Source organism: Paenibacillus oryzisoli (assembly GCF_050467285.1).
GTDB lineage: Bacteria > Bacillota > Bacilli > Paenibacillales > NBRC-103111 > Paenibacillus_E > Paenibacillus_E oryzisoli_A.
The window spans coordinates 762,098-784,227 of sequence record NZ_JBCMUN010000006.1 but is presented as its reverse complement, the minus strand read 5'-3'; the positions used below and the strand labels follow the sequence as shown (position 1 = coordinate 784,227).

Genomic DNA, 22,130 nt, shown 5'->3' with positions numbered 1-22,130 from the left:
AACCTCCCATCCCCCGTGACAGGGATGGAAGGTATAGAAGAATGCGGGACAAGTAATTCCTATTGCCTAAACTGGACGCCTTTCGTCTCCAATTTCTCAAGAAGATTCCAAAATTGCGGGAAGTAGTGTACAGTAAAGTGAATAAGGTTAGGCAGATGAAAGCTTGAATCTGCAGTTCCATTTGCGGATGCTGCAGTTCCTAATAATTTTGACTCATTCCCTCTCCGCTCGCTTGAATCGCTTTCCACTGCTCCACGATAGCGGAAATCTGCTGACTTCCCGCAACCGTACCTTGTACGGCAGCTCCTTGCTGCAGCCCGGCCAATCATCCTTGGATACTGTCAGATCAAAGGAAAGATAAAACTGATGGGCAGCGCTTCTCTCTATTTGCGATAATGGCAACATCTTACTATGAAATCGGGGAAATCACCTTCGATTCGAACCATTTTGATCATTTTCAACAAAAAAAATCAACTGACTTATGTCATTTTACCTAATTCCAATCCCGAAATTCCTTATTCCCTTCGAATCCTATATAATAAAAGGGGATTTCCTAACCTGCTAAAAAGAGAGGATGAACTTTCCATGCCAGATCAGTTTGATACACGGTACGTGACGCGCGAACATATCGCCACGCTCCCTCATGGAACTCTTCAATTTGGTGAGGATGTTTATCTGAATCGCACTGTGCTGCTATATCAAATCACGCTTCCTGCCGGGAGCCGCGGCGTAGATTACATACAAACGCTTCACCATAAAGCTGCCTTCATTCACGACGGCTTTCATCATATATTGGACACGTCCGTTTCCGAGCACGCCGTCAACATCGTACTCCAAGCCAGAAACGGCTCCCTGCTGTCTTCGCAAATTGGGCAAAAGCGCTGGACGTATCAGGTCGTCACAGCCATGATCAGCGATCTCGGCGTCTCTCTCCTCGATGCGCTGGAAGAGCGGATTACCGGATTTTCCGTCCGCGCGGACAACCTATGGCTGTCGGAAAGCGGCAAGCTCTCCGTCCTGAATTATTGGGACGAGGAGGAAATGCTGGATCAAGGCGCTATCGGCTTGTGCCGCCTGATGGTCAGCCTGCTGACACGGGACGCGACCGGTTCGGACGCTTACGAAGTACTGCACACGAATCTTGAACGCGCCCATATCCCGAGCGCGACAACCGAGCAGAAGGCGGAGCTCGTGCGACTTGTGAAGCACATCTGCCAGAGCCAGGCGTCGCTGTCCTCGCTCGTCTTTGGGCTGCGCAATCTGCCGGGAGTGCAGCAGGAGGAGAGCACGGCAGGTGCCGCAATGCCGGCCACGGCGGCCGCCGACAGCGCACCGCGGCGCATGGTGCCGGTGATGCCGGCGCAGACGGCCGCCGGGCAGGACGATGACGACGATGTCGAGCATCGGACGATTGTGCGCGGCCTGCCGCGGCGTACGGCCGCGCAGGAGCCGGCCCGCAGCGAGACGCCGTCGCGCGCCGGTTGGAAGGTCGGCGCCGTCTCGGCGGCCACTTTTCTCGTCAGCGCCGCCGTCGTGTGGGCGGTGTGGCCTTCCGCTTCGGAGAAAAGCGACAAAACCATCACCCCGCCGCCTTCGGCGACAGCGGCGACGGTCGTGATCACGCCGTCGACAACGCCGACGCCGAAGGCGAGCGAAGCCTCCGTCAAGCAGCCCGGCGACAAAACGATTGTACCGAACCTCGTCGGCAAAATGCAGGCAGGCGCCGAAGAGATGGCGCTGGAAGCCGGGCTGCATTATAAGTACTTCCTTGTCGACGACGCCAAACCGCAGGGCACCGTCATCCGGCAAGACCCGCAGCCGGGCACTGACGGCTTCCAGGGCGACAACGTCATCTTCTGGGTAAGCAAGGGCAGCCCGTAGCGTGAGCGGTTTATCAGCAAGCCTGCATGATATTGTGCAGGCTTTTTCGGCCATTTTGCGGGTAATTCGATCCACCTAGACGGTTCAACTGGAATTCCTCCAGTTCATAATCAACTATCTCGCGGCAGTTGACATGTGAACTGGAATTTCTCCAGCTCATTTATACGATTTTGCCCGATATTGGCGGAAAAGGCTGAAATGAACTGGCATTTTTCCAGTTCACGATGGTGAAAGTCGCTATTTGGGCGAAACGTAATGGAGAAATTCCAGTTGAGCTGTGCGCGGGAAGCGCTTTAGTCACAGACCCAGATAGAGGCTGGGTGCAGCTAGGATTCTTGGAATTAAAGGAGGAACTCGCCAGCCATCCCCTCTCTATAGGCACCTGTAGCAATACGTTCCAACAAGAAAAAAAAAGCCTTGCCGCCCCCGAAGGGGCTGCAAAGCTTCTTTGCATTTAAGCGTGGAAATCTTGACCGGAACGCACTTCTTTCACATAGCCGGCGCGGATCACAAAGTCACCGAAGTGCTCGCCTTTGTTGCGCTCTTTCGCATAGTGAGGAATAATTGTGCGCAGAGAATCCATAATTTCCGCTTCGCCGATATTTTCTTTGTACATTTTGTTCAAGCGGCTTCCGTTATGGGCGCCGCCCAGGTACATGTTGTACTTGCCTGCGGCTTTCCCGATGAACGAAAGCTCCGCCAGCATCGGACGCGCGCACCCGTTCGGGCAGCCGGTCATCCGGATGACGATTTCTTCGTCGCGAAGACCGTTTTCTTCGAGCAACGGCTCGATTTTGTCGATCAGCGAAGGCAGGTAGCGCTCGGACTCCGCCATCGCCAGACCGCAAGTCGGCAAGGCGACGCAAGCCATCGAGCTTCTGCGCAGCGCGGAGTAGTGCATGCCGTCCGTCAAGCCGTACTCAGCAATCATCTCTTCGACTTTCTTTTTCTTCTGGGCGCTGATGTTGCCGATGATCAAGTTCTGGTTGGACGTCAGACGGAAATCGCCGTTATGGATTTTGGCAATTTCGCGCAAGCCCGTCATCAAGCGGTAGCTGCCGTCATCTTTGATACGGCCGTTCTGGATGAACAGCGTGAAGTGCCATTTGCCATTGGCGCCCTTCACCCAACCGTAACGGTCGCCGTTGTTGTCGAAGTGGTACGCGCGAGGCGCTTCCAGCTGCCAACCAAGACGCGCGTGCAGCTCACCGATGAACCAGTCGATGCCGCGATCGTCGATCGTATATTTGAAACGCGCATGCTTACGTACGGAGCGATCTCCGTAATCGCGCTGAATCGTCACTGTTTTCTCCGCAATGTCAATCACTTGCTCTGGTGTACAGAAGCCGATGACTTGAGCGACTTGCGGATACGTTTTGGTGTCGCCGTGGGACATCCCCATGCCGCCGCCAACGCTTACGTTGAAGCCGACCAGTTTGCCGTTCTCGACGATGGCAATATAGCCTAGATCCTGCGAGAACACGTCAACGTCGTTCGATGGAGGGACGGCGATCCCGATTTTAAATTTCCGAGGCAGGTACACTTTGCCGTAAATCGGTTCTTGCTCTTCTTCGGAACGGCTGTCGATCACTTTCTCTTCGTCCAGCCAGATTTCATGATACGCTCTCGTGTGCGGATCGAGGTGGGCGCTGATTTTGTTCGCCCATTCGTACACTTCGCCGTGAATCTCAGATTGGTGCGGATTCGGGTTGCACATGACGTTACGGTTCACGTCACCGCAAGCCGCAAGCGTGCTCAGCAAAGCGGCGTTCACTTCTTGAATCGTTTTCTTCATGTTCCATTTCAGAACGCCGTGCAATTGGAACGATTGACGCGTTGTCAAACGAATTGTGCCGCTTCCATAGCTCTGTGCAATGCGATCCATCATCAGCCATTGATCCGACGTTACAACCCCGCCAGCCGCGCGTACGCGCAGCATGAATTGATACGCAGGCTCAAGCTTCTGCTTCTGACGCTCGTTCCGCAAGTCACGATCATCCTGCATGTAGCTGCCGTGGAATTTCATCAACCGGTTGTCATCCTCTGGAATCGAACCTGTGATACGGTCTTGAAGCGTTTCTACCAAGCTGCCGCGCAAGTAGTTGCTGCGAATTTTAATGGCTTCGACATCGCTGTGCGGCGCGCTGTTCTTCGATAGTAAATTGTTCTCTGACATGTTGCCTTCTCCTCTCGTACCCTCAGGGCTACCCTTAAAGCCCTACCTAGTAAACATCGCGTTGGTAACGTTTTTGCTGCTGCAGCGCAGCCATGTAGGCAGCGGCTTCTTCTTTGCTCTTGCCGCCTTCTTTTTCAATGATCGTCAGCAGGGCTGCGTGTACATCGTGCGCCATCTTCTTCTCGTCGCCGCAGATGTAGACCGCTGCGCCCGCTTCCAGCCATTCATACAGCTCGCGGCTGTTTTCCAGCATGCGGTGCTGAACGTATACTTTTTGATCCGTATCGCGTGAGAATGCAACATCCAGCTTCGTCAAGACACCGTCTTTGAGCCAGCGCTGCCATTCGATTTGATATAAGAAGTCCGTGGAGAAGTGTTGGTCTCCGTAGAACAGCCAAGTTTTGCCTTCCGCACCCGTTTCTTCGCGCTCGGCGAGGAACGATCTGAACGGTGCTACGCCTGTGCCAGGTCCGATCATAATCAGCGGCGTATCGCCCTCAGCCGGCAGCTTGAAGTTCGGGTTGTTTTGAATGTATACCGGAACTGCCGCCCCTGCTTGCACGCGCTCCGCCAAGTGAACCGAAGCGACGCCGTAACGGTTGCGTCCATTCGCTTCGTAGCGTACAGCGCGAACCGTGATGTGCACTTCATCCGGCGAAGCCTTCGAAGAGCTGGAGATCGAGTACAGACGCGCCGGCATTTTGCGCAGCGCTGCAACGAAATCGGCAGCTTTCACACCGGAAAGCGGATAGTCTTGCACGAGATCAAGCAGATCGCGATTCGTCGTATAAGCTTTGAGTTCCTGCTCGTTGCCAGCAGCAACCAGCTCTTGCAGATCGCTATTGCCCGACAGTTTCGCAAGCTGCTCAAGCAGCGGCTTCGTCAGCACGGTAATTTCAAAGTTGCGGAGCAGCGCTTCGCGCAGTGTGCGCGTCTCGCCATTTTTCACAGCGACTTGATCATCTGCGTTGTAACCCAACGCCTGGATGATCTCTTCGACAAGACGAGGATGATTTTCCGGATACACGCCAAGGCTGTCTCCCGGCTCATATTGCAGGCCCGAGCCCTCGAGGGAAATCTCGACGTGGCGGGTTTCGCGGTCAGAGCCGCGGCCGTTCAAGTTCAAGTTTTCCAAAATTTCCGCTTGGAACGGGTTCGTTCTGGAATACTCGGATTCCCCAGCGCTTTCGGCTGCTGCGGTTGCACCGCTGGAAACGGAAGCACCGGATGCCGATGCGGATTGCAGGGCGTTCAGAACGCTGCCCATCCAAGCCGCTGCCGGCTCATCGAAGTCAACGTCGCAATCAACGCGTTCCGCGAGCGGCTTCGCGCCAAGCTCTTGAAGACGTTTATCAAAATCTTTGCCCGTCTGGCAGAAGAATTCGTAGGACGTATCGCCAAGGGACAGCACCGCGTAGCGTGCGCCTTCCAATTGGGGCGCGCGCTTGCTGTGCAGGAATTCATAGAACGAAATCGCATTATCCGGCGGTTCGCCTTCCCCATGCGTGGAGACGACCATCAGCAGGTTCGTCACTTTTTTCAAATTGTTCGTTTTGAAATCGCTCATGGAGGAGAGCGTCACTTGGAACGATTGATCTTGCAGTTTTTTCGCCAGCTTCTTCGCTAATCCGTGCGAGTTTCCAGTCTGGGACCCGAAGAGGATCGTGACGTCCTTGGAAACGGCTGTCGGCGCGCTTGCCGGTGTCGGGATCGCAGCGGGAGCTGCCCCAGGCGCCGATAGGGCTTGCGTCCCTTGCGTAGCGGTCAAATATCCGCTAAGCCAACTGCGTTGATTGTCGGTTAGTGTAGGTAGAAGACGATTGAGCAATTCGACTTGCTCTTGGGTAAAAGGGCTGTTTACGACTTGAAGTTCCAACAAAATCCACCTCATTAGCATGTAGTGATAGAATGACATATTTCGCGCACAATTTTATTCTTCTTATGAAAACTAACACAGTGCGACTGGCAGGTCAATTAGATTCGTCTTATGAGACTTATAAGGGTTATTGATATATACACGAATACGCTTTATTTTCCCAGAAAAAAGAAAAAAACCTTCACAATCGAACAAACAGAATGCCTGTTTGCTCTTTGTAAAGGCTCATGTTTGGAACTCTTGCCCTCATCTCCGCACATTTTAGGAGGTCCCTTCCAGACTCTCCTGAAAAAAGCTCGATTTACGAGCTTGAATTTCATCCAGCAGCAACGTTAAAAACTCTTTGCTCATGTTCATTCGGCTTGCATTTATATAAGCGTCGACAAGTGTGTCCGTGCTAAATGATTTGAGATTGTCCTGATCATTCATTGCGCATGTTCCATTTCTGTTTGGATTCGAGCATGAACATCATTTTTTTCATCGATTGCTGAATTTGTTCATCGGAGGGCAAGCTTATATTCCCATAAGTTTGCAGAACAACTTCAGGTAAAACCGAATCAATAAAGAGGTTTAACTGTTCCGTTTTCACATGATCCCCTCCTGATTTTCATTAATCTGGAAAATTGTTATCTCTATCTTAACGTGAAGAGGGCGGAATAACAGCGCAATTTTTTTTGCATTCCTTCCCTGCCTCCCTTTCAAACATGTGTATTTTTTTTGCATTCTCCCAAGATTAGGTCCGAAGCCTCTACCGTCCTGACCGAAAAACAAAAACCTTCCGGCCGTTTGACAGCAAACGACAGAAGGTTTTCAGGTTTAAAGCTCCGCATTAGACATGATGCCGATTTTGCGCAACGACGGTCGCAGCCGCCAGCAATTCCCGCATAATATCGGACTGCAACTGCGGACTAATATACTCGCCTTTTACGAACAAAAGGCCTTTTTCACTCGAAGTATACCGCGGAGGAATCTTGTTGAGCGCAATCGCCAGCACATCCTCCCGGCAAATTTGGCAGTCACAGGACATTTCGAACGTTTTCTGAAACTCTTCAAACATCCGATTCACTACCGTTTCCATAGCATTGTAGACGACCACGATGACCAGCCCCTTCTAGGAACATATACGATTTATTATACCCGAAACCAAAAGATAGAAAAAGCTGACATGCGTATGCATTATTGCATCGGAATCGAAATCTGAAAAATGATGTAGCCGTCTTGAATCGAGACGTCAATCGATCCGCGGTAGTATTCAACACGCTCTTTCACGACTGGAAGACCAAGCCCCTGATGATCGCCGCCGCCTTTGGAGCTGTAGCCGATCGCAAACAGCTGTTTGAAATCAGGAGCATGATTCGGTCTGATCGGATTCGACACGGAAAATTTCATAAAGCCGTCCTCTGTCCACCCGTGCACAGCAACGATCCGATCTTCCACGGGGAGCATCGCTGTTTCGTCAAACGCATTGTCGATGAGATTGCCCAAAATTTTCACAATATCCACCGACTTCACCCCGAGCGAGAGCTCGTCCATGCCCGTAAATTGGTAGTTGAACACCGTTTTCGTGTGCATCGCAATCGCGATTTTCGCTTGAATCAGCGCAGCGATCGCCGGTTGCCCGATTCGGATAATGTCGTTCACCTCATTGATCTCTTCGATCAACTCTTTCATATACCGCATCTGATCTTCCTTTTTCCCTTTGGAAATCATGGCGTACAGCGTCTGCACGTGATTCAGGAAATCGTGACGCTGGCTGCGAATCGTCGCAAACATCAGATCCACATTTTGAATATACATCTCTTGCGTGGTTTGAACGGCTGTCTCGCGGCTTTTCGCAACAAAGCGGAAGATGAAATAAAGAAGCGCCAAACTGAACAGCGTGAAAAAGATGATGAGTAAAGCCAATTGAATCAATTGCTTTTGGAGCGTATTTTCAATGGATTGATAGTCCGTTACGATGGAGATGACAAAGGGCATTTCACGCTGGACTTCCATCACTTTCTTGACGGGAACGTAGACAAAAGTTTTCAAGATCGGCTTGCCGTTCCAATGCTCCACCACGCTCACCGGCTTGCCTGTATCAATCGATTTCCGATAGTTTGCCTGATCATCCGGCGTTGGCATCGTGTACGTGCCGTACAGCACCGGGCGGTCATAGATGGAAACAAAGGTCGTGCCGTCCATTCCCTTATATTCCTTCGGCTCTGTACCGAAGGTTACGCCGTTGAGGCCTGCGATTTCCAAGATGTCCGGGTTATTCGCAAGCGTTTTTTTCATCACCGTGTCGGCGCCGACGATATTTTTGAACGTTTGAATTTTATCCGCGTTCACAAAGACACAGATCAAATAATTGCCGGTTCCATCGTAAAAATAACCGAATTTGCTGACATCGCTGGAGCCGGATGCCGGCACTTCATAAATGCCCGACCAGAAATTGGGCAGCTTCTGGCCTTCGGGAATCGTCACCTGATGATTCTTCAGCAGTTGGTCAAAAGCGGTAAACCAATAGCCGAACGCAATCGTGCTCGTAATCGTGAGCTCTTTGGGCTCTGACGACCTGCCGACCATGATGTCGTCCCCTTGGCCGCTGCGCGTCATGAGCGAATACCCGCTCACATCGGCTTCTTTGGCCAGCGCGGCGAGCTGTTCGTTCGTCACGTTGTGCCAATCGGGATCGAGCTGGCTTTTCGCAAAAATAGCCGCGGATCGCAGCTGCTCGCCGATCATATCCTCGACGAAAAACGATCCTTCCTCCGCTTGCTCGATGGACGTTCGAATCTGATTGGCCGTGGATTCCATCCTGTCCGCCAACGCTTGCGTCAAGAGCGATTTGGTGTACCAGTAATACGACGTATTGTTGGTGATCAAGAGCAAAATCACAATAATGAAGGTGACATAAATGACGCTTCTGTTCGTTCTCATGAAGTAATCAACAGTCCTTTGTTGTATGTTAAATATTACGAATTTCTCAAGTATGCAGCCTTTATGCAGCCTTTCGCAATATTCCCAAGAGAGCGCGAACTTGCTTTCTTCTAACATAGTAGTATAGAGGGGAAGGAAAGCGTTGTCTATGACAGAATTATACAGCCCCCTCCTTCCCGTTAAGGTTCATCGGCTTTACTTGCCCCACTTACTTTAGTACTATAGAACAAGTACTGTAAAAAATGAGGAGTTGCCGCTAATGTCCACTGACGAAATTATTTTAACCCCCGAGGGTCTGCGCAATTTGGAGCAGGAGCTGGAAGAGCTCAAAGGACCTAGACGCAGAGAGCTGGCTTCCCGGATCAAAACCGCCATCTCCTACGGCGATCTGAAGGAGAACAGCGAGTATCATTCCGCCAAAGAAGATCAAGCCTTCATGGAGACGCGCATTCTCACGATCGAGCAGATGCTGAAAAGAGCCAGAGTCGTGACGAATATGGACACATCGAAAGTGCAAGTCGGTATGACCGTCGTGCTCAACGATATTGAATTTGCCGAAAAAATCGAGTACAAAATCGTAGGCGCGGCGGAAGCGGACGTCAACGAGAATAAAATTTCGTACGAAAGCCCGCTGGGCCAGGCGCTTCTTAATCGCAAGGTCGGCGACGTGATCAGCGTCAATGCGCCGATGGGCGTGATTGAGTACAAGCTGCTTGAGATCAAGCTGTAGGCAGCGAAAAATAAAAGCAATCTCCGGACAGGAATCGCTCCTGAACGGAGATTGCTTTTTATTTTTGTGCCTCCATGCGCTGCAGGATTGCCAGCGCTTCAGGCATTTTGCGCAAGTACGCCGGCGAGTTGTCTGAGCACAGCCACGTGACGTCGCCGCTGCCGCCTTGCCCTAGCGCGCCGCGCTCCATCAGCAGTTGAATGAGCCGGCTTACGGTCCCTTTGCTGCCGTCGACGATCTGGATATGGCCCGGCAGCAGCTCGCTGAGCAGCTTGCGATAAAACGGATAGTGCGTGCAGCCCAGCACGACCGTCCCGTACACAGACAGGTCCACGTCCCGCAGGATGTCTGCAAAATAGTCGCGAATCGCCGGGCCCTCAAAGACCAGCGACTCGCAGTACCGCACCAAGTCCGGCAGCGGGATGGAGTCGACCATGCCGGCGTCGTCGACGCGGGAGACGAGCGCTTTGTACTTCGACTCCTTGAGCGTCAGCGGCGTCGCAAATACAAGCACGCGTTTCCCGGAGGCGCGGTTCATTTCAATCGCCGGCTTCACCGCCGGCTCCATGCCAATAATCGGCAGCGCGTAGTGCTGCCGCAGCGCATTAATGGCAATCGACGTTGCCGTATTGCAGGCGATCACCAGCGCCTTCACGTCGTGCTGCACAATCGTCTCGGCGGACGCCTTCACAAATTGCAGCACGTCCTCCTTCGGCTTCGTCCCGTACGGGACATGAAGCGTATCGGCGAAATATATGAAATCTTCCCGGGGCAGCCGTTTCATCGCCTCGTGCAAGACGGTGATGCCGCCGATGCCGGAATCAAAAACACCAATTTTCATCTGCCTCACCCTAAGAAAATCATATGTAACCCTACAGCAGGCCTGCTGTGACCAGCCCGTTCCGAATGCCTTCCTCATCCACATGCGTCGTCACGTGGTCGGCAAACGGCAGCAAGTCCTGATGCGAGTTGCCCATCGCAATGCCAAATCCGACATACGACAGCATTTCCATGTCGTTCAAGCCGTCGCCGAACGCAACCGCTTCTTCGGGCTTCAGTCCGACCAGTTCCAGCAGCGCGGCAATCCCCTGCGCTTTGGAGCCGCCGGCCGGCAGCACATCCATCGCGTGTTGGTGCCAGCGAATCAATTTGAAATCTCCCAACAGCCCTTCATACAAATGTTCGTCCTTCGCTTCGCAGTGCAGGAAGATCTGATAAATATCGTTCGTCCGCCAGAAGTCGGGGTCCACGCCAGGCAAATCCACCTTCAGCGAATTGACTGAGGACATCATGGACGGATGGTCCGCCGTGTCCGTGTAGTATTCATGCTCGCCTTCAAACACGAGCGAATGCCCGTGCGCGGCAGCGAGGCTTACCAACGAGGCAATCGCGCTTTTCTCGAGGACGCGGCGGTACAAAGGCTCTCCTTTGTACACGGCATAGCCGCCGTTCAGGCAGACGTACGAATCGATGCCGAGCAGCTCCGCCAGCGGTTTAATAAAATAGGGAGCTCGTCCTGTCGCGATGACCGGCTCGATTCCCTTTTGCTTAAGCTGATGAACGGCCTTGACCGTACTTTCCGGCACTTGCTTCTCCTCGTTCACGAGGGTGCCGTCAATATCAAAGAATACAATTTTGTACACAGTGCGGGTCTCCTTTTCTGATGGAGGCAGTTCGGCTGCTCCTTCTCTCCTACTCTCAATTAAACACCAAACGAGGCGAAAAGACAAAAAGAAAAAGAGAATCCCTCAGGCTTCTCCGCGCTCTTGCCGTATCCAGCTAGACAATGCCGTCAATGATGCCATACGCCAGCGCCTCTTCCGGATTCATGTACCAGTTGCGCTGATGCTCCTTCACCCGGTTCAGTTCCTCCGCCTCCAGACTCGTCTTGGCGAGCAGACATTCGTCGTAAATCTCTTGCAGCCGCTTCGTTTCCTCCACGCGATTGCGAATGTATTCCAGCTGACCGTCGATGTGCGTCGACACCGAGTGATACATAAACGTGCTGTAGCGGCCGGAGTAGCGCTTGTGTCCGCTCGCGGCAATCAGCAGGCTCATGCTGGCGGCAAGACCGTAGACGTAGGTGTGGAGCGGTGTTTTGCTGTTTTCCATCACGTTGATCAGGCCGAGTCCGTCGTAGACGCTGCCTCCGTTGCTGTTAATAATAAGGTCGATCGGCATCCGCTTATACTCTTTTTCCTTCTTATCCTTGTCTTCGTCAAACAGGTTGATTTTGATAATTTGTTCCACGATTGGTTTCACGGAGTTTTTATGAACGCCATCGAATAGATACAAGGTACGGTCATTCATCCTGATGCCTCCTGTCCGTAAGGCCCATTGTTACAGTTAGTCTATTCTTCTTAGAGGGCGTTTGTAACCCGGAAACCGCTTTTTTTTCATATTTTTGTGCAGGTAAAAAAGAGCCCCCGCGCCGTAAAGCGCGGGGGGGCTGTGGCTGCTACTTAGCCTCGTCATCGGGCTGAACGGATACGGGCGGCTGCAGGTCTTCGTCTGCCGCTTGAAACGCCGAGAGGTCGACGCGGCGCTCATCGTCGATGAGCGCTACGCCCTCGGCTTGCAGCAGAAAGCGCTGCAGCTGCGCGCCTTCATCATCTTGAATGGCAATCTCGCCCTGCACGTTGACAACGCGGTGCCATGGCAGCCGATGCTTGCTGCTCATCGCATGCAAGATGCGGACTACCTGCCTTGCGGCCCGCGGGCTTCCGGCCGCGCGAGCGACTTGCCCGTACGTCGCGACTTTGCCTTCGGGAATGGTGCGAAGGACAGCAATCACGCTTGCCGTGAACGGGTTCATTCGGCGCCAGCTTCCACTTGCGCCAATTTGATGCACACAGGCATGGATAGCTCAAGCTTATCGCCGGTCGGCGCCAGCTTGCCCGTCGCTTCGTCACGAGCGAAGGATACAATGTTGTTCGAGTCTTTGTTCGCAACGAGCAGAAAGCGGCCGTCCGGCGACAGCGCGAAGTTGCGCGGATGCTGGCCGCCCGTGGATTCGTGCTGAATCGCGGTAAGCTTGCCGTTGTCTGCGTCGATCGCATAGACGACGATGCTGTCGTGCCCACGATTGGAGCCATATAGGAAGCGGCCATCCGGCGAGATGTGAACGTCGGCGCAAGCATTGTCTCCCTGGTAGTCCGCAGGCAAAGTCGACACCGTTTCAATGAGCTGAAGCTGCCCCTGCTCTTCATCGTAAGCAAACGCCGTCATCGAGGAGCCTAACTCGTTTATCACATAGGCGTAGCGATAGGACGGATGGAAGGCCAAATGACGCGGCCCCGAGCCGGGCGGCACTTGTACTTTCTCGTGCAGGTCCAGTTTGCTGCCCTTGACGTCCAGCTTGTACACGATGACCTTGTCCAAGCCCAAATCGCATACGACGGCAAAGCGATTGTTTCGGTCGACCGTCACGGAATGCGCGCGCGGCCGGTCCTGCACGGGCAGGACGCTGGCGCCCTGGTGCCGCTGAATGTCGCTTGTCTCGCCGAGCTTGCCGTCTTCCAGAATGGGCAGCACGCCGACCATGCCGCCATGGTAGCTCGCGACCATGGCAAGCCGGTTCGTGCGGTCCAGCGTTATGTGGCACGTCGTGGCCGGCAGGGTCACGGCTTGATTCAGCGGCGTTAATTGGCCGTTAGCCGGGGCAATTTGGAAGGCGCCGGCTGCGCCGCAGCGCTGGCCGTTCGCGTCCGTCGCCTCCGACAGGGCGTAGAGCCGCCAATTGTCGGTGTCTACGGCAAGGAACGTCGGGTTTTGCAAGCCTGCCGTTTGATGCGTCACCTCGAAGCTGCCTTTCGCTTCGTCAAACAGGGCGGTGTACACCCCCGGGTTCTTCGAATCGGCATATGATCCTATAAATGCGTATGTTTTCTTCGGTTTGTGCGCTGTCACGTGTCGTCACTCCTTCATTGGTAGATGCAATAGTTGCATTATCGCAAATCTGGTGGAGAGGAGCAACTGTTTGGGGGGAGGGACACTCGTTCCGCTAGCAAGAAGATAGCAGCTTAATGGCCGAATTTCCCGATAACGGAACGACGCGACGCTATTTCGCCGAAAACGGCCGTTTTGGGGAAGTTGCGGAACGTAGGAGCGCTATTCGGCGGCACTCCGAGGGTTTTCGCTTCATTTCAACGAAATAAGGGCTTCTCGTTCCCTTCATAGTCTCAAACACGCCTTTGACATATGAATAAGGTCCTCTCGCTCCTCTTATTACCAGCTGAGCCCCCCACCTGTTCCCAAACAATAGTTATTTGACCAATGAGTTTCGGGGGCGGGGCGCAAAATTTCGAGGGTTGAGTTCGGAGTTCGAGGGTCGGGGGGCGGGGATCGGGGATCGGGCCGAAAATTGCACCTGGAAAAAACATCCACTTCCCTGTATACTGTAAAAAAGGCTGTGAAGCACACGCCGCTCCCCCTACTGAGGAAGAAAACTACTCCTCGCAGGCTGGGAGCGGCGTTTTTTCACCTAAGGGGGAAACAGCAATGATCAAATTCGAGCAAGCTTTTGAAGCGTACATGAACGAACAAATCCAGTCAGAAACGAATGGCAGACGTAAAGAACGATTGGAGCGCGGACTCGGCCACGCCGAAATGGTCTTCCTAAAAACCGTGTGGTACCCCATCGTGGGCCACTTTCACGACCTGCACCCGGAGTGGGAAGTGCGTGATTTTGCTAACGGTTACCGCTATATTGACTTTGCCTACATGCCAAGCAATGCGCGGGGTGCAATCGAAATTCAAGGCTACGGCTCTCATGCCAGAGATCTCGAACTGTGGCGCTTTAAAGATCTCTGTTTACGCCATTGCCACCTCACCCTGGACGGGTGGTCTGTACTACCCATCGCCTATCCTTCCATGATCGAGGCGCCGAAACAATGCCAGCAGCTGGTCTTGGCGCTTATCGGAAAATTTGTCTCAACGTCCGTACCAGCGTCCTTAACGTGGTTGGAGGCGGAAGCAGTCCGTTATGGCAGGCGGACAATTCGTCCGTTCACAGCAACTGAGCTGTCCTCACACCTTCGTATCTCCAGCAGACACGCTCGCCACGTTCTCCACCAGGTGTGCAGCAAACAGCATCTCTCCGTAGCCAGCGGCACCATCCGTGCGCGCACTTACCAAATTGTCCATGAACCTACATCTTCCGCGATGTGAGCTTCGCCTGGGTGAGCAGCAAAAGATAGTCATACCCGCCCGCTTTGGAATCGGTCCCGGACATATTGAATCCGCCGAACGGATGCACGCCGACCAATGCGCCTGTGCATTTGCGATTGATATACAAGTTGCCGCAGTGCATCGAATCCAGCGCTTCCGCAATCCGTGCCTGATCCGTCGAGAAGTACGAACCGGTCAGCCCGAATTCCGTATCGTTGTAGATCTCGATGGCCTTTCGCCAATCGCTCGCTTTCGCAATGGCCAGCACAGGGCCGAAAATCTCCTCTTGCATGATCTGCGCCCCGGCAGGAACATCACCAAAAATGGTCGGCTGAATATAATAGCCGTTCCCCTCAGCTTTCGCTCCGCCGGTCAGCAGTGTCCCTTCCTGCTTGCCAATTTCAATATAGGCCAGCACCTTCTCATATGAAGCTTTATCGATAACGGGGCCGGCCGCATAATTCAGTTCCGGAAGCCCCACCTGCAGCCCTTCGGTCAGCGAAACGACTTTTTTTACGAGCTCGTCGTACACCGTCTCCACGACAATCGCCCGCGAGCCTGCCGAGCATTTTTGCCCTTGAAAACCGAAAGCGGACGCCACAATGGCTGCAGCAGCCGCATCCAAGTCCGCCGTTTCGTCCACGACAATCCCGTCTTTGCCGCCCATTTCGGCGATGACCCGCTTGATCCAGATTTGCCCCGGCACGGGGTCCGCAGCAAGCTTATTGATGCGCAGCCCGATTTCTTTGGAGCCCGTAAAAGAGATGAATCTTGTTTTGGGATGCGTCGTCAAATAGTCCCCGACTTCCGCGCCGCTCCCCGGAATATAGTTGATGACACCGGGCGGCAGTCCGACTTCTTGCATCAGCGAGACAAATTTGTGTGCGATCACTGGGGTGGTTGAGGCCGGCTTCAGGAGGACCGTATTCCCGGCAACGACAGCCGACACGGTCATGCCGACGCAGATAGCCAGCGGGAAATTCCATGGCGGGATAATGACCCCGACGCCAAGCGGAATGTAGGAAATTTGGTTGTTCTCCCCCGGGATTTTCACCAGAGGATGTGTCTCATTAATTTCGCTGAGCCGAATCATTTCCCGCGCATAAAATTCGATAAAATCAATCGCCTCGGCGGTGTCGACATCAGCTTCCACGTAATTTTTGCCGGATTCGAGAATCATGAGAGCCGAAAACTCATGCTTTCGGGCGCGCATCAGCGCAGCCGCTTTAAACAAATAGGCAGCGCGCTCGGCTGCAGGCACCTTTTTCCACGACTCGAACGTCTCGAGCGCGACACCCATCGCTTTTTCCGCCAAATTCGTATCCGCCTTGCTGACATAGCCAATGACTTCATCCACATTCCCCGGGTTGGTCGACGTGATCTGCGCCTCCGAAAAAATGAGCTCAGCGCCGATATGCAAGGGATAAACCTGACCTAGCTCGTTTTTCGTTTTGGCAATTGCGGATTCCAGCGCCTTCCGATTCGCCTCAATCGTAAAATTAGTAAAAGGCTCGTTCGTGTATGGCTTGATGGACGTTGGCTTTTTCATGACACATGCTCCCTTCGCACGAGAAATTCGTTGTCAGCGAACGATGTTTTTCAGCACAAACCAGACATTCGCCGGACGTTCAGCCAATCTGCGCATAAAATAACCGAACCAATCCACCCCGAACGGAACATAAATCCGAACGCGGTATCCTTCCGCAACCAACTGGTTTTGCAAGTCTTCCGCAATGCCGTACAGCATTTGAAATTCAAATTGCTCATTCGGAATGCGGCGTTCCGCAATAAACTGCTTCGCTTGGGTAATGATCGCAGCATCGTGCGTAGCAATCGCCGTATAATGACCGCCCGCCAAATGCTTTTGAATCATGGCAAGAAACTGGTTATCCACATCGGTTTTCTGGGGAAAAGCGACCTTAGGGGATTCTTTATACGCGCCTTTGACGAGCCGTAAATTGGCGTCCATCTCCCCTAAATCCTCGACGTCCTGCAGCGATCTATAGAGATAAGCTTGAATGACAATGCCTACATTGGCATAGGTTTTACGCAATTCCCGATACATTCCCAACGTGCGCTCGAAGTGCGTATAATCCTCCATATCGATGCGGACAAATAGGCCAAGCTGATCGGCGCGTTCTATAATACGAAGCATGTTAGCTAGGCAAAGCTCTTGCCCGAGATCAAGTCCCAGTGATGTCAGCTTCAACGAAAGGTTCGCCTGCACGCCGGACGATGCGATGGCGTCGAGCGTTCGGATGCACATCGCTGCCGCTTCATTCGCTTCCTCCAGGGTCGATACGAATTCGCCTAAATGATCCAGCGTCGCCATTTTGCCTTGTCGATTGAGCGTTTGAACGGCTAGCAGCGACTGAGCGATCGTCTCGCCGGCCACGAACCGGGAAGCGCCGAAACGTAAACCGTATTTGCGGGCTAACCGATGCGCTGTACGATTCGCGCCGAGCGACTGCAGCATTGTTCTAAGAAGCTTCTCCATCTGCCGACTCCCCTCGCAGTCCGTCTTCTCCATGCGTTCAATGTAGTACTACTATATGCAAAAGAAAGGCTTCTCTGAACAAGCGGACAGGCACTCGCTGCAACGAAAAAGCCCCTTTCCATCACTCAGGAAAGAGGCTTCTCCAAATCCACTCATATACTTCTAGCATTCCGCTCCGCTCATCTCATTCGTAAAAAACCGCTTATACTCTTTGGGCGTCAGCTTGACCGCCGACTCGCCCACGTAGTGAAACTGCAGCGCACGGCGCTTTTTCGTCGATAGATTAAACGGGGTGCCGTGCTTGAGCAGGCCATGAAACAAAAGCAATCCGCCGGGCTGCAAGGGCACAGCCACATCCTTTTCAACCTGAACGTGCGTATCGCACAGCTGCCAGTCGCGCACCGCATAATGAGGCGTGGCGCCGTCCGCATGCGAACCGGGGATGACGTGCATGCAGCCGTTGTCCAGTGCCGCTTCATCGAGGGCGATCCAGACGCCAACGACCGGTTTGTCATAGGCCAGATTGCCGTACGCCATATCTTGATGCCATGGCTTCTCGCCACCCCCGTGAGGCGGCTTCAAAAGCGCCATATCTTGGGCAATGCGCGGTTTCTCTCCTAGAATCGCCTCCGCCATCGCTAGGATCGATGGATGTTCAGCAATCGCCTGCAGCCGTTCCTCGACTTTGACGAACTCGCTGACCTTGCGGATCGCAAGCTCCCGCTCCTCGTCGGTGAGCAGTTCACTCTGCGGCTTCGTAAACTGCAATTGAGCGCCACGGCCGTCCACAAAAATAAGATCATGCAGCGCATCCTTGGCCGATTGAATTTCCTCCTCGTTCAAAATATACTCGACCGCCAGATACCCATCCTGTCTGTAGCTCGCAAGCTCGGCCTCGCCCCAGTTCTGATAGCCGTCTACCTTGTCTGCAATTTTGTCGTACTTATACAACTTCACTGAAATTTCCTCCGGGGACAACACGTCATCTTTGACTTTTGCCATCGCTAACGCCACCTTTTCATTTAAATAATTTCAATCACTTATAATTGAATTATAGAAAGAAATAGCGTTAAGATAAATGCAGTAAGCGTCATCATAATTTGCACTATTCTACATAGGAAGGAGTCGGAGAAATTGTCTTTTTTCAGCAGTGCGAACCTTGAATTAAACGCTTTTTTCGGCAAAGTCAATTGCGAGCCCAATTGGCGCTGGAACCGGGAGCACGAGCCTTTTCACGATTTTGACTTCTGGTATGTATGGAGCGGAGAAGGTGAAGTGATCCTGGGTGGAGAGCGAGCTCAAGTGGGACAAGGAGATTGCTATTTATTTCAACCGGGCGATCTTGCAAGCGCCAGCCACAACCCGGAGCGGCCGCTGACCGTGACGTTTATCCATTTTAGCTGTACGGAGAGCCCAACCCCGCGAATGTCGCTGCCCTCCCACGTCCGCTTCGATCCCGCCGATTTTCACGAACTGTATCTGGATCGTTTCATTCAGGCCCAGTTGGCAGGCGCCTTCGGCCATCAAGAAGAGGCTCTCTTACTGCTGCGATTGCTGCTGCTCGCCTATGAACGTCAAGCGCCGGGCAACCAGCCTTTCGGCGATCCGGCCAAGCGGTCGCTGCGCCGCGTCATGATGGGCGTTGCCGCAAGGATCGGGCAAGATCCGGGGCGCCATTACAGCATTCAGGAGCTTGCCAAGGATGCGCACCTATCCCCTCGTTATTTTTCACTTAAATGGAAAGAACTGATGGGCCAAACAATTGAGTCCTATGTGATTCAAAAGCGGATTGAGCGCGCCGCCTACCTGCTGCGGCTGGGGATGAATGTCAGCGAAGTGGCGGAAGCGCTGGGCTACCGCAGCATTTATTTTTTCAGCCGGCAGTTCAAGCAAGTCACGGGCACGAATCCTTCCGACCTTTTACGCAAAACATAATCCTATAGCCACTCGCCGCCGTACGTGATAGAATACCTTTTTACAACATCAAGGATCTGCATCAGGAAGGTTAGGTTCGTATGCGTTCATATTCATTTTTACGTCTGTTCAACTTTTTGTATTTTGCGCTGATCGCCCTATTCGTGTCATTTCTCCCCGTTTATCTGGACGCCCAAGGGCTTTCCACATCCAAAATCGGGCTCATTATCGGCACCGGAGGGTTCATTGCGATTTTTTCGCAGCCGCTTTGGGGTATGATCAGCGATAAAACCAAAACCATCAAAAAAGTAATGCTCGTCCTTATCGTATGTTCGACGCTGCTGGGTTACTGCTTGTATGCCTCATCCTCTTGGGCGATGCTGCTGGTCTTCACCATGCTGCTGTATTTCTTCCTGATGCCGCTCGATCCGCTGACGGAAAGCCTGAATTTCCAAACGGCGGAAGCCGCGGGCATCAGCTATGGCTCGATTCGAACGTTCGGCGCCTTCGGCTATGCGTTAATGTCCCTGGCCGTCGGCTTTGCCGCGCAGTATTTCGGCATCGGCAGCCTCGCGTACCTTTTTGCGGGGATCGGTTTCTTAGCGATTCTGAACGTGCTTTGTCTGCCCGACGCGCCGGTCACCGGGAAGCCGATTACGCTGCGCGCGTTGCGAAGCTTTTTAGCAAAAAAAGAAACGATCTGGTTCATGGCGCTCATCTTCATCGTCGCAGTGCCGCAGCGGATCAACGATACGTTTCTCGGCGTGTACATCCGGGACTTGGGCGGAAGTCCGAAGCTGGTCGGCGTCGCCTGGTTTCTGGCCGCGGGAAGCGAAATTCTCGTTTTCGCCTTGAGCTTCTGGTGGCTGCGGAAAGGTAAGGAGCTGGCGATCATTTCGTTTTCGGCCTTTTTTTACTTCATCCGCTTCTTCTTGTCCGCCTGGATCACAGAGCCTCACCTGCTCGTCGCCATTCAGTTATTACAGGTTTTCACGTTTCCGATTTTTTATTCGGCGGCGATTCAGTATTTGTACCGCATCGTTCCGGAAGAATGGCGGGCGACGGGGCAGACGGTGCTGGCGATTCTCTTTTTTGGCGTATCGGGTATTGTGGCATCGTATATCGGCGGCTGGGTCTACGACCAGGTCGGCGGGAAGCAGCTGTACCTGGGGGTGTCGGGCATGTCGCTGGCCGGCGTACTCCTCAGCCTTGCGTTGCGGGCCGTTTTCCGCAAACAGGTGCTGGTAAGCTGAGCGAATTCTGTTACAATTAGAAGCACAGTAATGAAACGGGGGCCCGCACCATGGACTACATTGTACTCGATATTGAATTTAACGGGCGAAAATTTGCAAGCGATCTGCCGATGGAAGTCATCGAGATCGGGGCCGTCCGACTGGACGCTTCCCTGCAGCAAATCGACGAGTTTTCCGCCTTGATCAAGCCCGTCTACTTCGCAAAGCTGAACGGGTTTATTAAAAAGAAGACCGGTATTCCCCAGGAGGATATTGACCGGGCGAGCGGCTTTCCGAAGGTGATTCAGGATTTCATCCGCTGGCTCGACCTCAGTCCGGAGAAACTGCTCATTACCTGGGGCGGCGAAGATTTGAAGCGCATTATCCTCGATACGCGCATGCACAAGCTGGACGATGCCTATTGGATGGCGATGGACTATTTCGATCTATTGAAAGGCTACATCCGCTTTAAAAATGTAACCAACGACGTCAGCGTCGAAGCCGCGCTGGACGAGCTCGGCATTACCGGCGAAGGCTCCGCTCACCGGGCGCTGGACGATGCGCGCATGACCGCGGAGGTGCTGCGCGCCGTCATTCAAGAGCTCGACTTCTCGCGCAAGCAGCTTTTCGTCGACAAGTACACGAACGCGAAAGAGCGCCGACTCGTCAAAAACGCTGTGCGCACGATGCGCACGCACAAAGTCGAGCCGACCTGGGAGCTGTTCGCGGCCAAATATTTTGCGGACAAGCTCGAAGGCGCCGATCCGCGCAAAATCGCCGAGCTGCAAAGCCTGCTCGCGGAAGAAGCGGCCAAAGCGCCGGCGGTGCGCAAGCCTGCACCCGAACCCACGCCGGCTCAGCCGGACGAGGCGTAGGCGGGCTCGCGAAGTCTCAGCAGGCGAGATATGGGTACTCAGCAGCAGCAAAACCTGCAAAAAGGTAGTAATTTCCCTCGCTCCTTGCCCGATCCAGTGAAATTCCTGCGATTCAGCAGGAATTTTTTGCGAAATCCCTCATTTTGAGCGGACACAGTCTGAAAAGCTGCATTTTTGCAGGAACTCCGCAAATAATGCCTATATTCTGAAAAATCCCTGCATTTTCGCAGGAATTTAGCATCTCCACCTATCTCTACCTTCTAATGGAGACTCCCTCCAACGAGCACACCTCAAAACAAAAGAAGCTTTGCCTCCCCAATCAGGGGCTGGCAAAGCTTCTTTACATATCCGCGATGCGGGTTTCTGGGATAGCTGATCTCTTAACAAGCCGGACCTTAGCGTAAATCCGCGCTAATCCGGTTAACGGCTTGCGTCCGGCCTTCTCCTGCGTCGCCGCCGGCCTCGCTCTTCGCTTCCAGCATCAGCAGTTGCTCGCTAAGTTCACGGAACCAGGCTTCGTCGCGAACAGACAAAGCGAGATCGATCATGCTCTTCGCCTGCTCCGCCGTCGTTACGCCACCCTCCGGCAGCTTCTTCATGCTCGCCAAGTTCACGTCGACAATATGCCCGATCGTAGATTCCCGATCCGAGGCAATGACGTAAACAAAGCCGATGCCCAGCGGCGTTGCAATGGAATCCACAAAGCCGTGTACCAATTCATCCTCGCGTGTCGTTGCGACTACCCAGTCACTGACGGCAATATTCATCATCCTCGATCGCCACCTTCGTGTTTAATGAGCTTCATACTGTAATTATAATAGTTACAGTATGAAATGTCAATAGACGGTGGCAACGCGT

General features: G+C 53.3%; 21 protein-coding genes. 6 read left to right on the top strand and 15 right to left on the bottom strand.

What is annotated here, in order from left to right:
- Positions 1-585: 585 nt before the first annotated feature.
- Positions 586-1,881: a PASTA domain-containing protein gene (locus tag ABE504_RS12195; protein ID WP_430088500.1), complete on the top strand. Its 1,296-nt coding sequence runs from the start codon at positions 586-588 to the stop codon at positions 1,879-1,881.
- Between the two features lie 454 nt (positions 1,882-2,335).
- On the opposite strand, the gene cysI is transcribed toward ABE504_RS12195, so the two are convergent.
- The 6 genes from cysI to ABE504_RS12165 all read right to left on the bottom strand — a co-directional run bounded on the left by cysI (position 2,336) and on the right by ABE504_RS12165 (position 8,855).
- Positions 2,336-4,057 carry an assimilatory sulfite reductase (NADPH) hemoprotein subunit gene (gene cysI, locus ABE504_RS12190; RefSeq protein ID WP_430088498.1) on the bottom strand — a complete coding sequence of 574 codons (1,722 nt, stop codon included), beginning with the start codon at positions 4,055-4,057 and terminating at the stop codon, positions 2,336-2,338.
- A 46-nt stretch (positions 4,058-4,103) separates the two neighbouring features.
- Complete coding sequence (locus ABE504_RS12185) at positions 4,104-5,933, bottom strand: assimilatory sulfite reductase (NADPH) flavoprotein subunit (protein ID WP_430088496.1); 1,830 nt, start codon at positions 5,931-5,933, stop codon at positions 4,104-4,106.
- 261 nt (positions 5,934-6,194) lie between these two features.
- Complete coding sequence (sda, locus tag ABE504_RS12180) at positions 6,195-6,362, bottom strand: sporulation histidine kinase inhibitor Sda (protein WP_430088494.1); 168 nt, start codon at positions 6,360-6,362, stop codon at positions 6,195-6,197.
- Complete coding sequence (locus ABE504_RS12175; RefSeq protein WP_430088493.1) at positions 6,355-6,522, bottom strand: hypothetical protein; 168 nt, start codon at positions 6,520-6,522, stop codon at positions 6,355-6,357. Before ABE504_RS12175 ends, sda begins: the two co-directional genes overlap by 8 nt.
- A gap of 240 nt (positions 6,523-6,762) precedes the next feature.
- Positions 6,763-7,029 carry a late competence development ComFB family protein gene (locus tag ABE504_RS12170; protein WP_430088491.1) on the bottom strand — a complete coding sequence of 89 codons (267 nt, stop codon included), beginning with the start codon at positions 7,027-7,029 and terminating at the stop codon, positions 6,763-6,765.
- 80 nt (positions 7,030-7,109) lie between these two features.
- On the bottom strand, positions 7,110-8,855 hold the full coding sequence (locus tag ABE504_RS12165) for a sensor histidine kinase (protein WP_430088489.1): 1,746 nt from the start codon (positions 8,853-8,855) through the stop codon (positions 7,110-7,112).
- 259 nt (positions 8,856-9,114) lie between these two features.
- On the opposite strand from ABE504_RS12165, the gene greA reads away from it, so the two are divergent.
- Complete coding sequence (gene greA / locus ABE504_RS12160) at positions 9,115-9,585, top strand: transcription elongation factor GreA (protein ID WP_430088487.1); 471 nt, start codon at positions 9,115-9,117, stop codon at positions 9,583-9,585.
- Positions 9,586-9,643: 58 nt separating this feature from the next.
- On the opposite strand, the gene murI is transcribed toward greA, so the two are convergent.
- The 5 genes from murI to ABE504_RS12135 form a co-directional block, all read right to left on the bottom strand.
- Positions 9,644-10,426 (bottom strand): glutamate racemase, encoded by a 783-nt coding sequence (gene murI, locus ABE504_RS12155; protein WP_430088486.1) that lies wholly within the window; start codon positions 10,424-10,426, stop codon positions 9,644-9,646.
- Positions 10,427-10,457: 31 nt separating this feature from the next.
- A complete protein-coding gene (locus tag ABE504_RS12150; RefSeq protein ID WP_430088484.1) occupies positions 10,458-11,228 on the bottom strand; it encodes a Cof-type HAD-IIB family hydrolase in 771 nt (256 codons plus the stop codon).
- A gap of 136 nt (positions 11,229-11,364) precedes the next feature.
- Positions 11,365-11,895 carry an ATP-dependent Clp protease proteolytic subunit gene (locus ABE504_RS12145; protein ID WP_430088482.1) on the bottom strand — a complete coding sequence of 177 codons (531 nt, stop codon included), beginning with the start codon at positions 11,893-11,895 and terminating at the stop codon, positions 11,365-11,367.
- A 148-nt stretch (positions 11,896-12,043) separates the two neighbouring features.
- A complete protein-coding gene (locus ABE504_RS12140) occupies positions 12,044-12,400 on the bottom strand; it encodes an MGMT family protein (protein ID WP_430088480.1) in 357 nt (118 codons plus the stop codon).
- Positions 12,397-13,494 (bottom strand): lactonase family protein, encoded by a 1,098-nt coding sequence (locus ABE504_RS12135; RefSeq protein WP_430088479.1) that lies wholly within the window; start codon positions 13,492-13,494, stop codon positions 12,397-12,399. The genes ABE504_RS12140 and ABE504_RS12135 overlap by 4 nt, the downstream gene beginning before the upstream one ends.
- A 591-nt stretch (positions 13,495-14,085) precedes the next feature.
- On the opposite strand from ABE504_RS12135, the gene ABE504_RS12130 reads away from it, so the two are divergent.
- Positions 14,086-14,754: a transcriptional regulator gene (locus tag ABE504_RS12130; RefSeq protein ID WP_430088477.1), complete on the top strand. Its 669-nt coding sequence runs from the start codon at positions 14,086-14,088 to the stop codon at positions 14,752-14,754.
- On the opposite strand, the gene pruA is transcribed toward ABE504_RS12130, so the two are convergent.
- From pruA to ABE504_RS12115, 3 genes are all read right to left on the bottom strand, one after another.
- The gene (pruA, locus tag ABE504_RS12125; protein ID WP_430088475.1) at positions 14,735-16,303 is read right to left on the bottom strand and encodes an L-glutamate gamma-semialdehyde dehydrogenase; all 1,569 of its coding nucleotides are present in this window, start codon (positions 16,301-16,303) and stop codon (positions 14,735-14,737) included. The two genes, ABE504_RS12130 and pruA, sit on opposite strands and share 20 nt — an antisense overlap.
- Before the next feature lie 33 nt (positions 16,304-16,336).
- Positions 16,337-17,251, bottom strand: a complete 915-nt coding sequence (locus ABE504_RS12120) for a proline dehydrogenase family protein (protein WP_430088473.1) — start codon at positions 17,249-17,251, stop codon at positions 16,337-16,339.
- Positions 17,252-17,413: 162 nt separating this feature from the next.
- Positions 17,414-18,253, bottom strand: coding sequence for a phytanoyl-CoA dioxygenase family protein (locus ABE504_RS12115; protein WP_430088471.1), 840 nt, complete (start codon positions 18,251-18,253; stop codon positions 17,414-17,416).
- A 132-nt stretch (positions 18,254-18,385) separates the two neighbouring features.
- Here ABE504_RS12115 and ABE504_RS12110 point away from each other — a divergent pair, with 132 nt between their 5' ends.
- From ABE504_RS12110 to ABE504_RS12100, 3 genes are all read left to right on the top strand, one after another.
- On the top strand, positions 18,386-19,186 hold the full coding sequence (locus tag ABE504_RS12110; RefSeq protein WP_430088469.1) for a helix-turn-helix domain-containing protein: 801 nt from the start codon (positions 18,386-18,388) through the stop codon (positions 19,184-19,186).
- 80 nt (positions 19,187-19,266) lie between these two features.
- A complete protein-coding gene (locus ABE504_RS12105) occupies positions 19,267-20,418 on the top strand; it encodes an MFS transporter (RefSeq protein ID WP_430088467.1) in 1,152 nt (383 codons plus the stop codon).
- Between the two features lie 50 nt (positions 20,419-20,468).
- On the top strand, positions 20,469-21,272 hold the full coding sequence (locus ABE504_RS12100; RefSeq protein ID WP_430088465.1) for an exonuclease domain-containing protein: 804 nt from the start codon (positions 20,469-20,471) through the stop codon (positions 21,270-21,272).
- A gap of 395 nt (positions 21,273-21,667) precedes the next feature.
- On the opposite strand, the gene ABE504_RS12095 is transcribed toward ABE504_RS12100, so the two are convergent.
- Positions 21,668-22,042, bottom strand: coding sequence for an IDEAL domain-containing protein (locus tag ABE504_RS12095; protein ID WP_430088463.1), 375 nt, complete (start codon positions 22,040-22,042; stop codon positions 21,668-21,670).
- Between the last annotated feature and the right edge of the window lie 88 nt (positions 22,043-22,130).

Bases quoted from the DNA above. Each gene is read 5' to 3' on its own strand.
- ABE504_RS12195 (WP_430088500.1), top strand. From the start codon at position 586: ATGCCAGATCAGTTTGATACACGGTACGTGACGCGCGAACATATCGCC.
- cysI (WP_430088498.1), bottom strand. From the start codon at position 4,057: ATGTCAGAGAACAATTTACTATCGAAGAACAGCGCGCCGCACAGCGAT.
- sda (WP_430088494.1), bottom strand. From the start codon at position 6,362: ATGAATGATCAGGACAATCTCAAATCATTTAGCACGGACACACTTGTC.
- ABE504_RS12165 (WP_430088489.1), bottom strand. From the start codon at position 8,855: ATGAGAACGAACAGAAGCGTCATTTATGTCACCTTCATTATTGTGATT.
- greA (WP_430088487.1), top strand. From the start codon at position 9,115: ATGTCCACTGACGAAATTATTTTAACCCCCGAGGGTCTGCGCAATTTG.
- murI (WP_430088486.1), bottom strand. From the start codon at position 10,426: ATGAAAATTGGTGTTTTTGATTCCGGCATCGGCGGCATCACCGTCTTG.
- ABE504_RS12145 (WP_430088482.1), bottom strand. From the start codon at position 11,895: ATGAATGACCGTACCTTGTATCTATTCGATGGCGTTCATAAAAACTCC.
- ABE504_RS12140 (WP_430088480.1), bottom strand. From the start codon at position 12,400: ATGAACCCGTTCACGGCAAGCGTGATTGCTGTCCTTCGCACCATTCCC.
- ABE504_RS12130 (WP_430088477.1), top strand. From the start codon at position 14,086: ATGATCAAATTCGAGCAAGCTTTTGAAGCGTACATGAACGAACAAATC.
- pruA (WP_430088475.1), bottom strand. From the start codon at position 16,303: ATGAAAAAGCCAACGTCCATCAAGCCATACACGAACGAGCCTTTTACT.
- ABE504_RS12120 (WP_430088473.1), bottom strand. From the start codon at position 17,251: ATGGAGAAGCTTCTTAGAACAATGCTGCAGTCGCTCGGCGCGAATCGT.
- ABE504_RS12115 (WP_430088471.1), bottom strand. From the start codon at position 18,253: ATGGCAAAAGTCAAAGATGACGTGTTGTCCCCGGAGGAAATTTCAGTG.
- ABE504_RS12105 (WP_430088467.1), top strand. From the start codon at position 19,267: ATGCGTTCATATTCATTTTTACGTCTGTTCAACTTTTTGTATTTTGCG.
- ABE504_RS12100 (WP_430088465.1), top strand. From the start codon at position 20,469: ATGGACTACATTGTACTCGATATTGAATTTAACGGGCGAAAATTTGCA.
- ABE504_RS12095 (WP_430088463.1), bottom strand. From the start codon at position 22,042: ATGATGAATATTGCCGTCAGTGACTGGGTAGTCGCAACGACACGCGAG.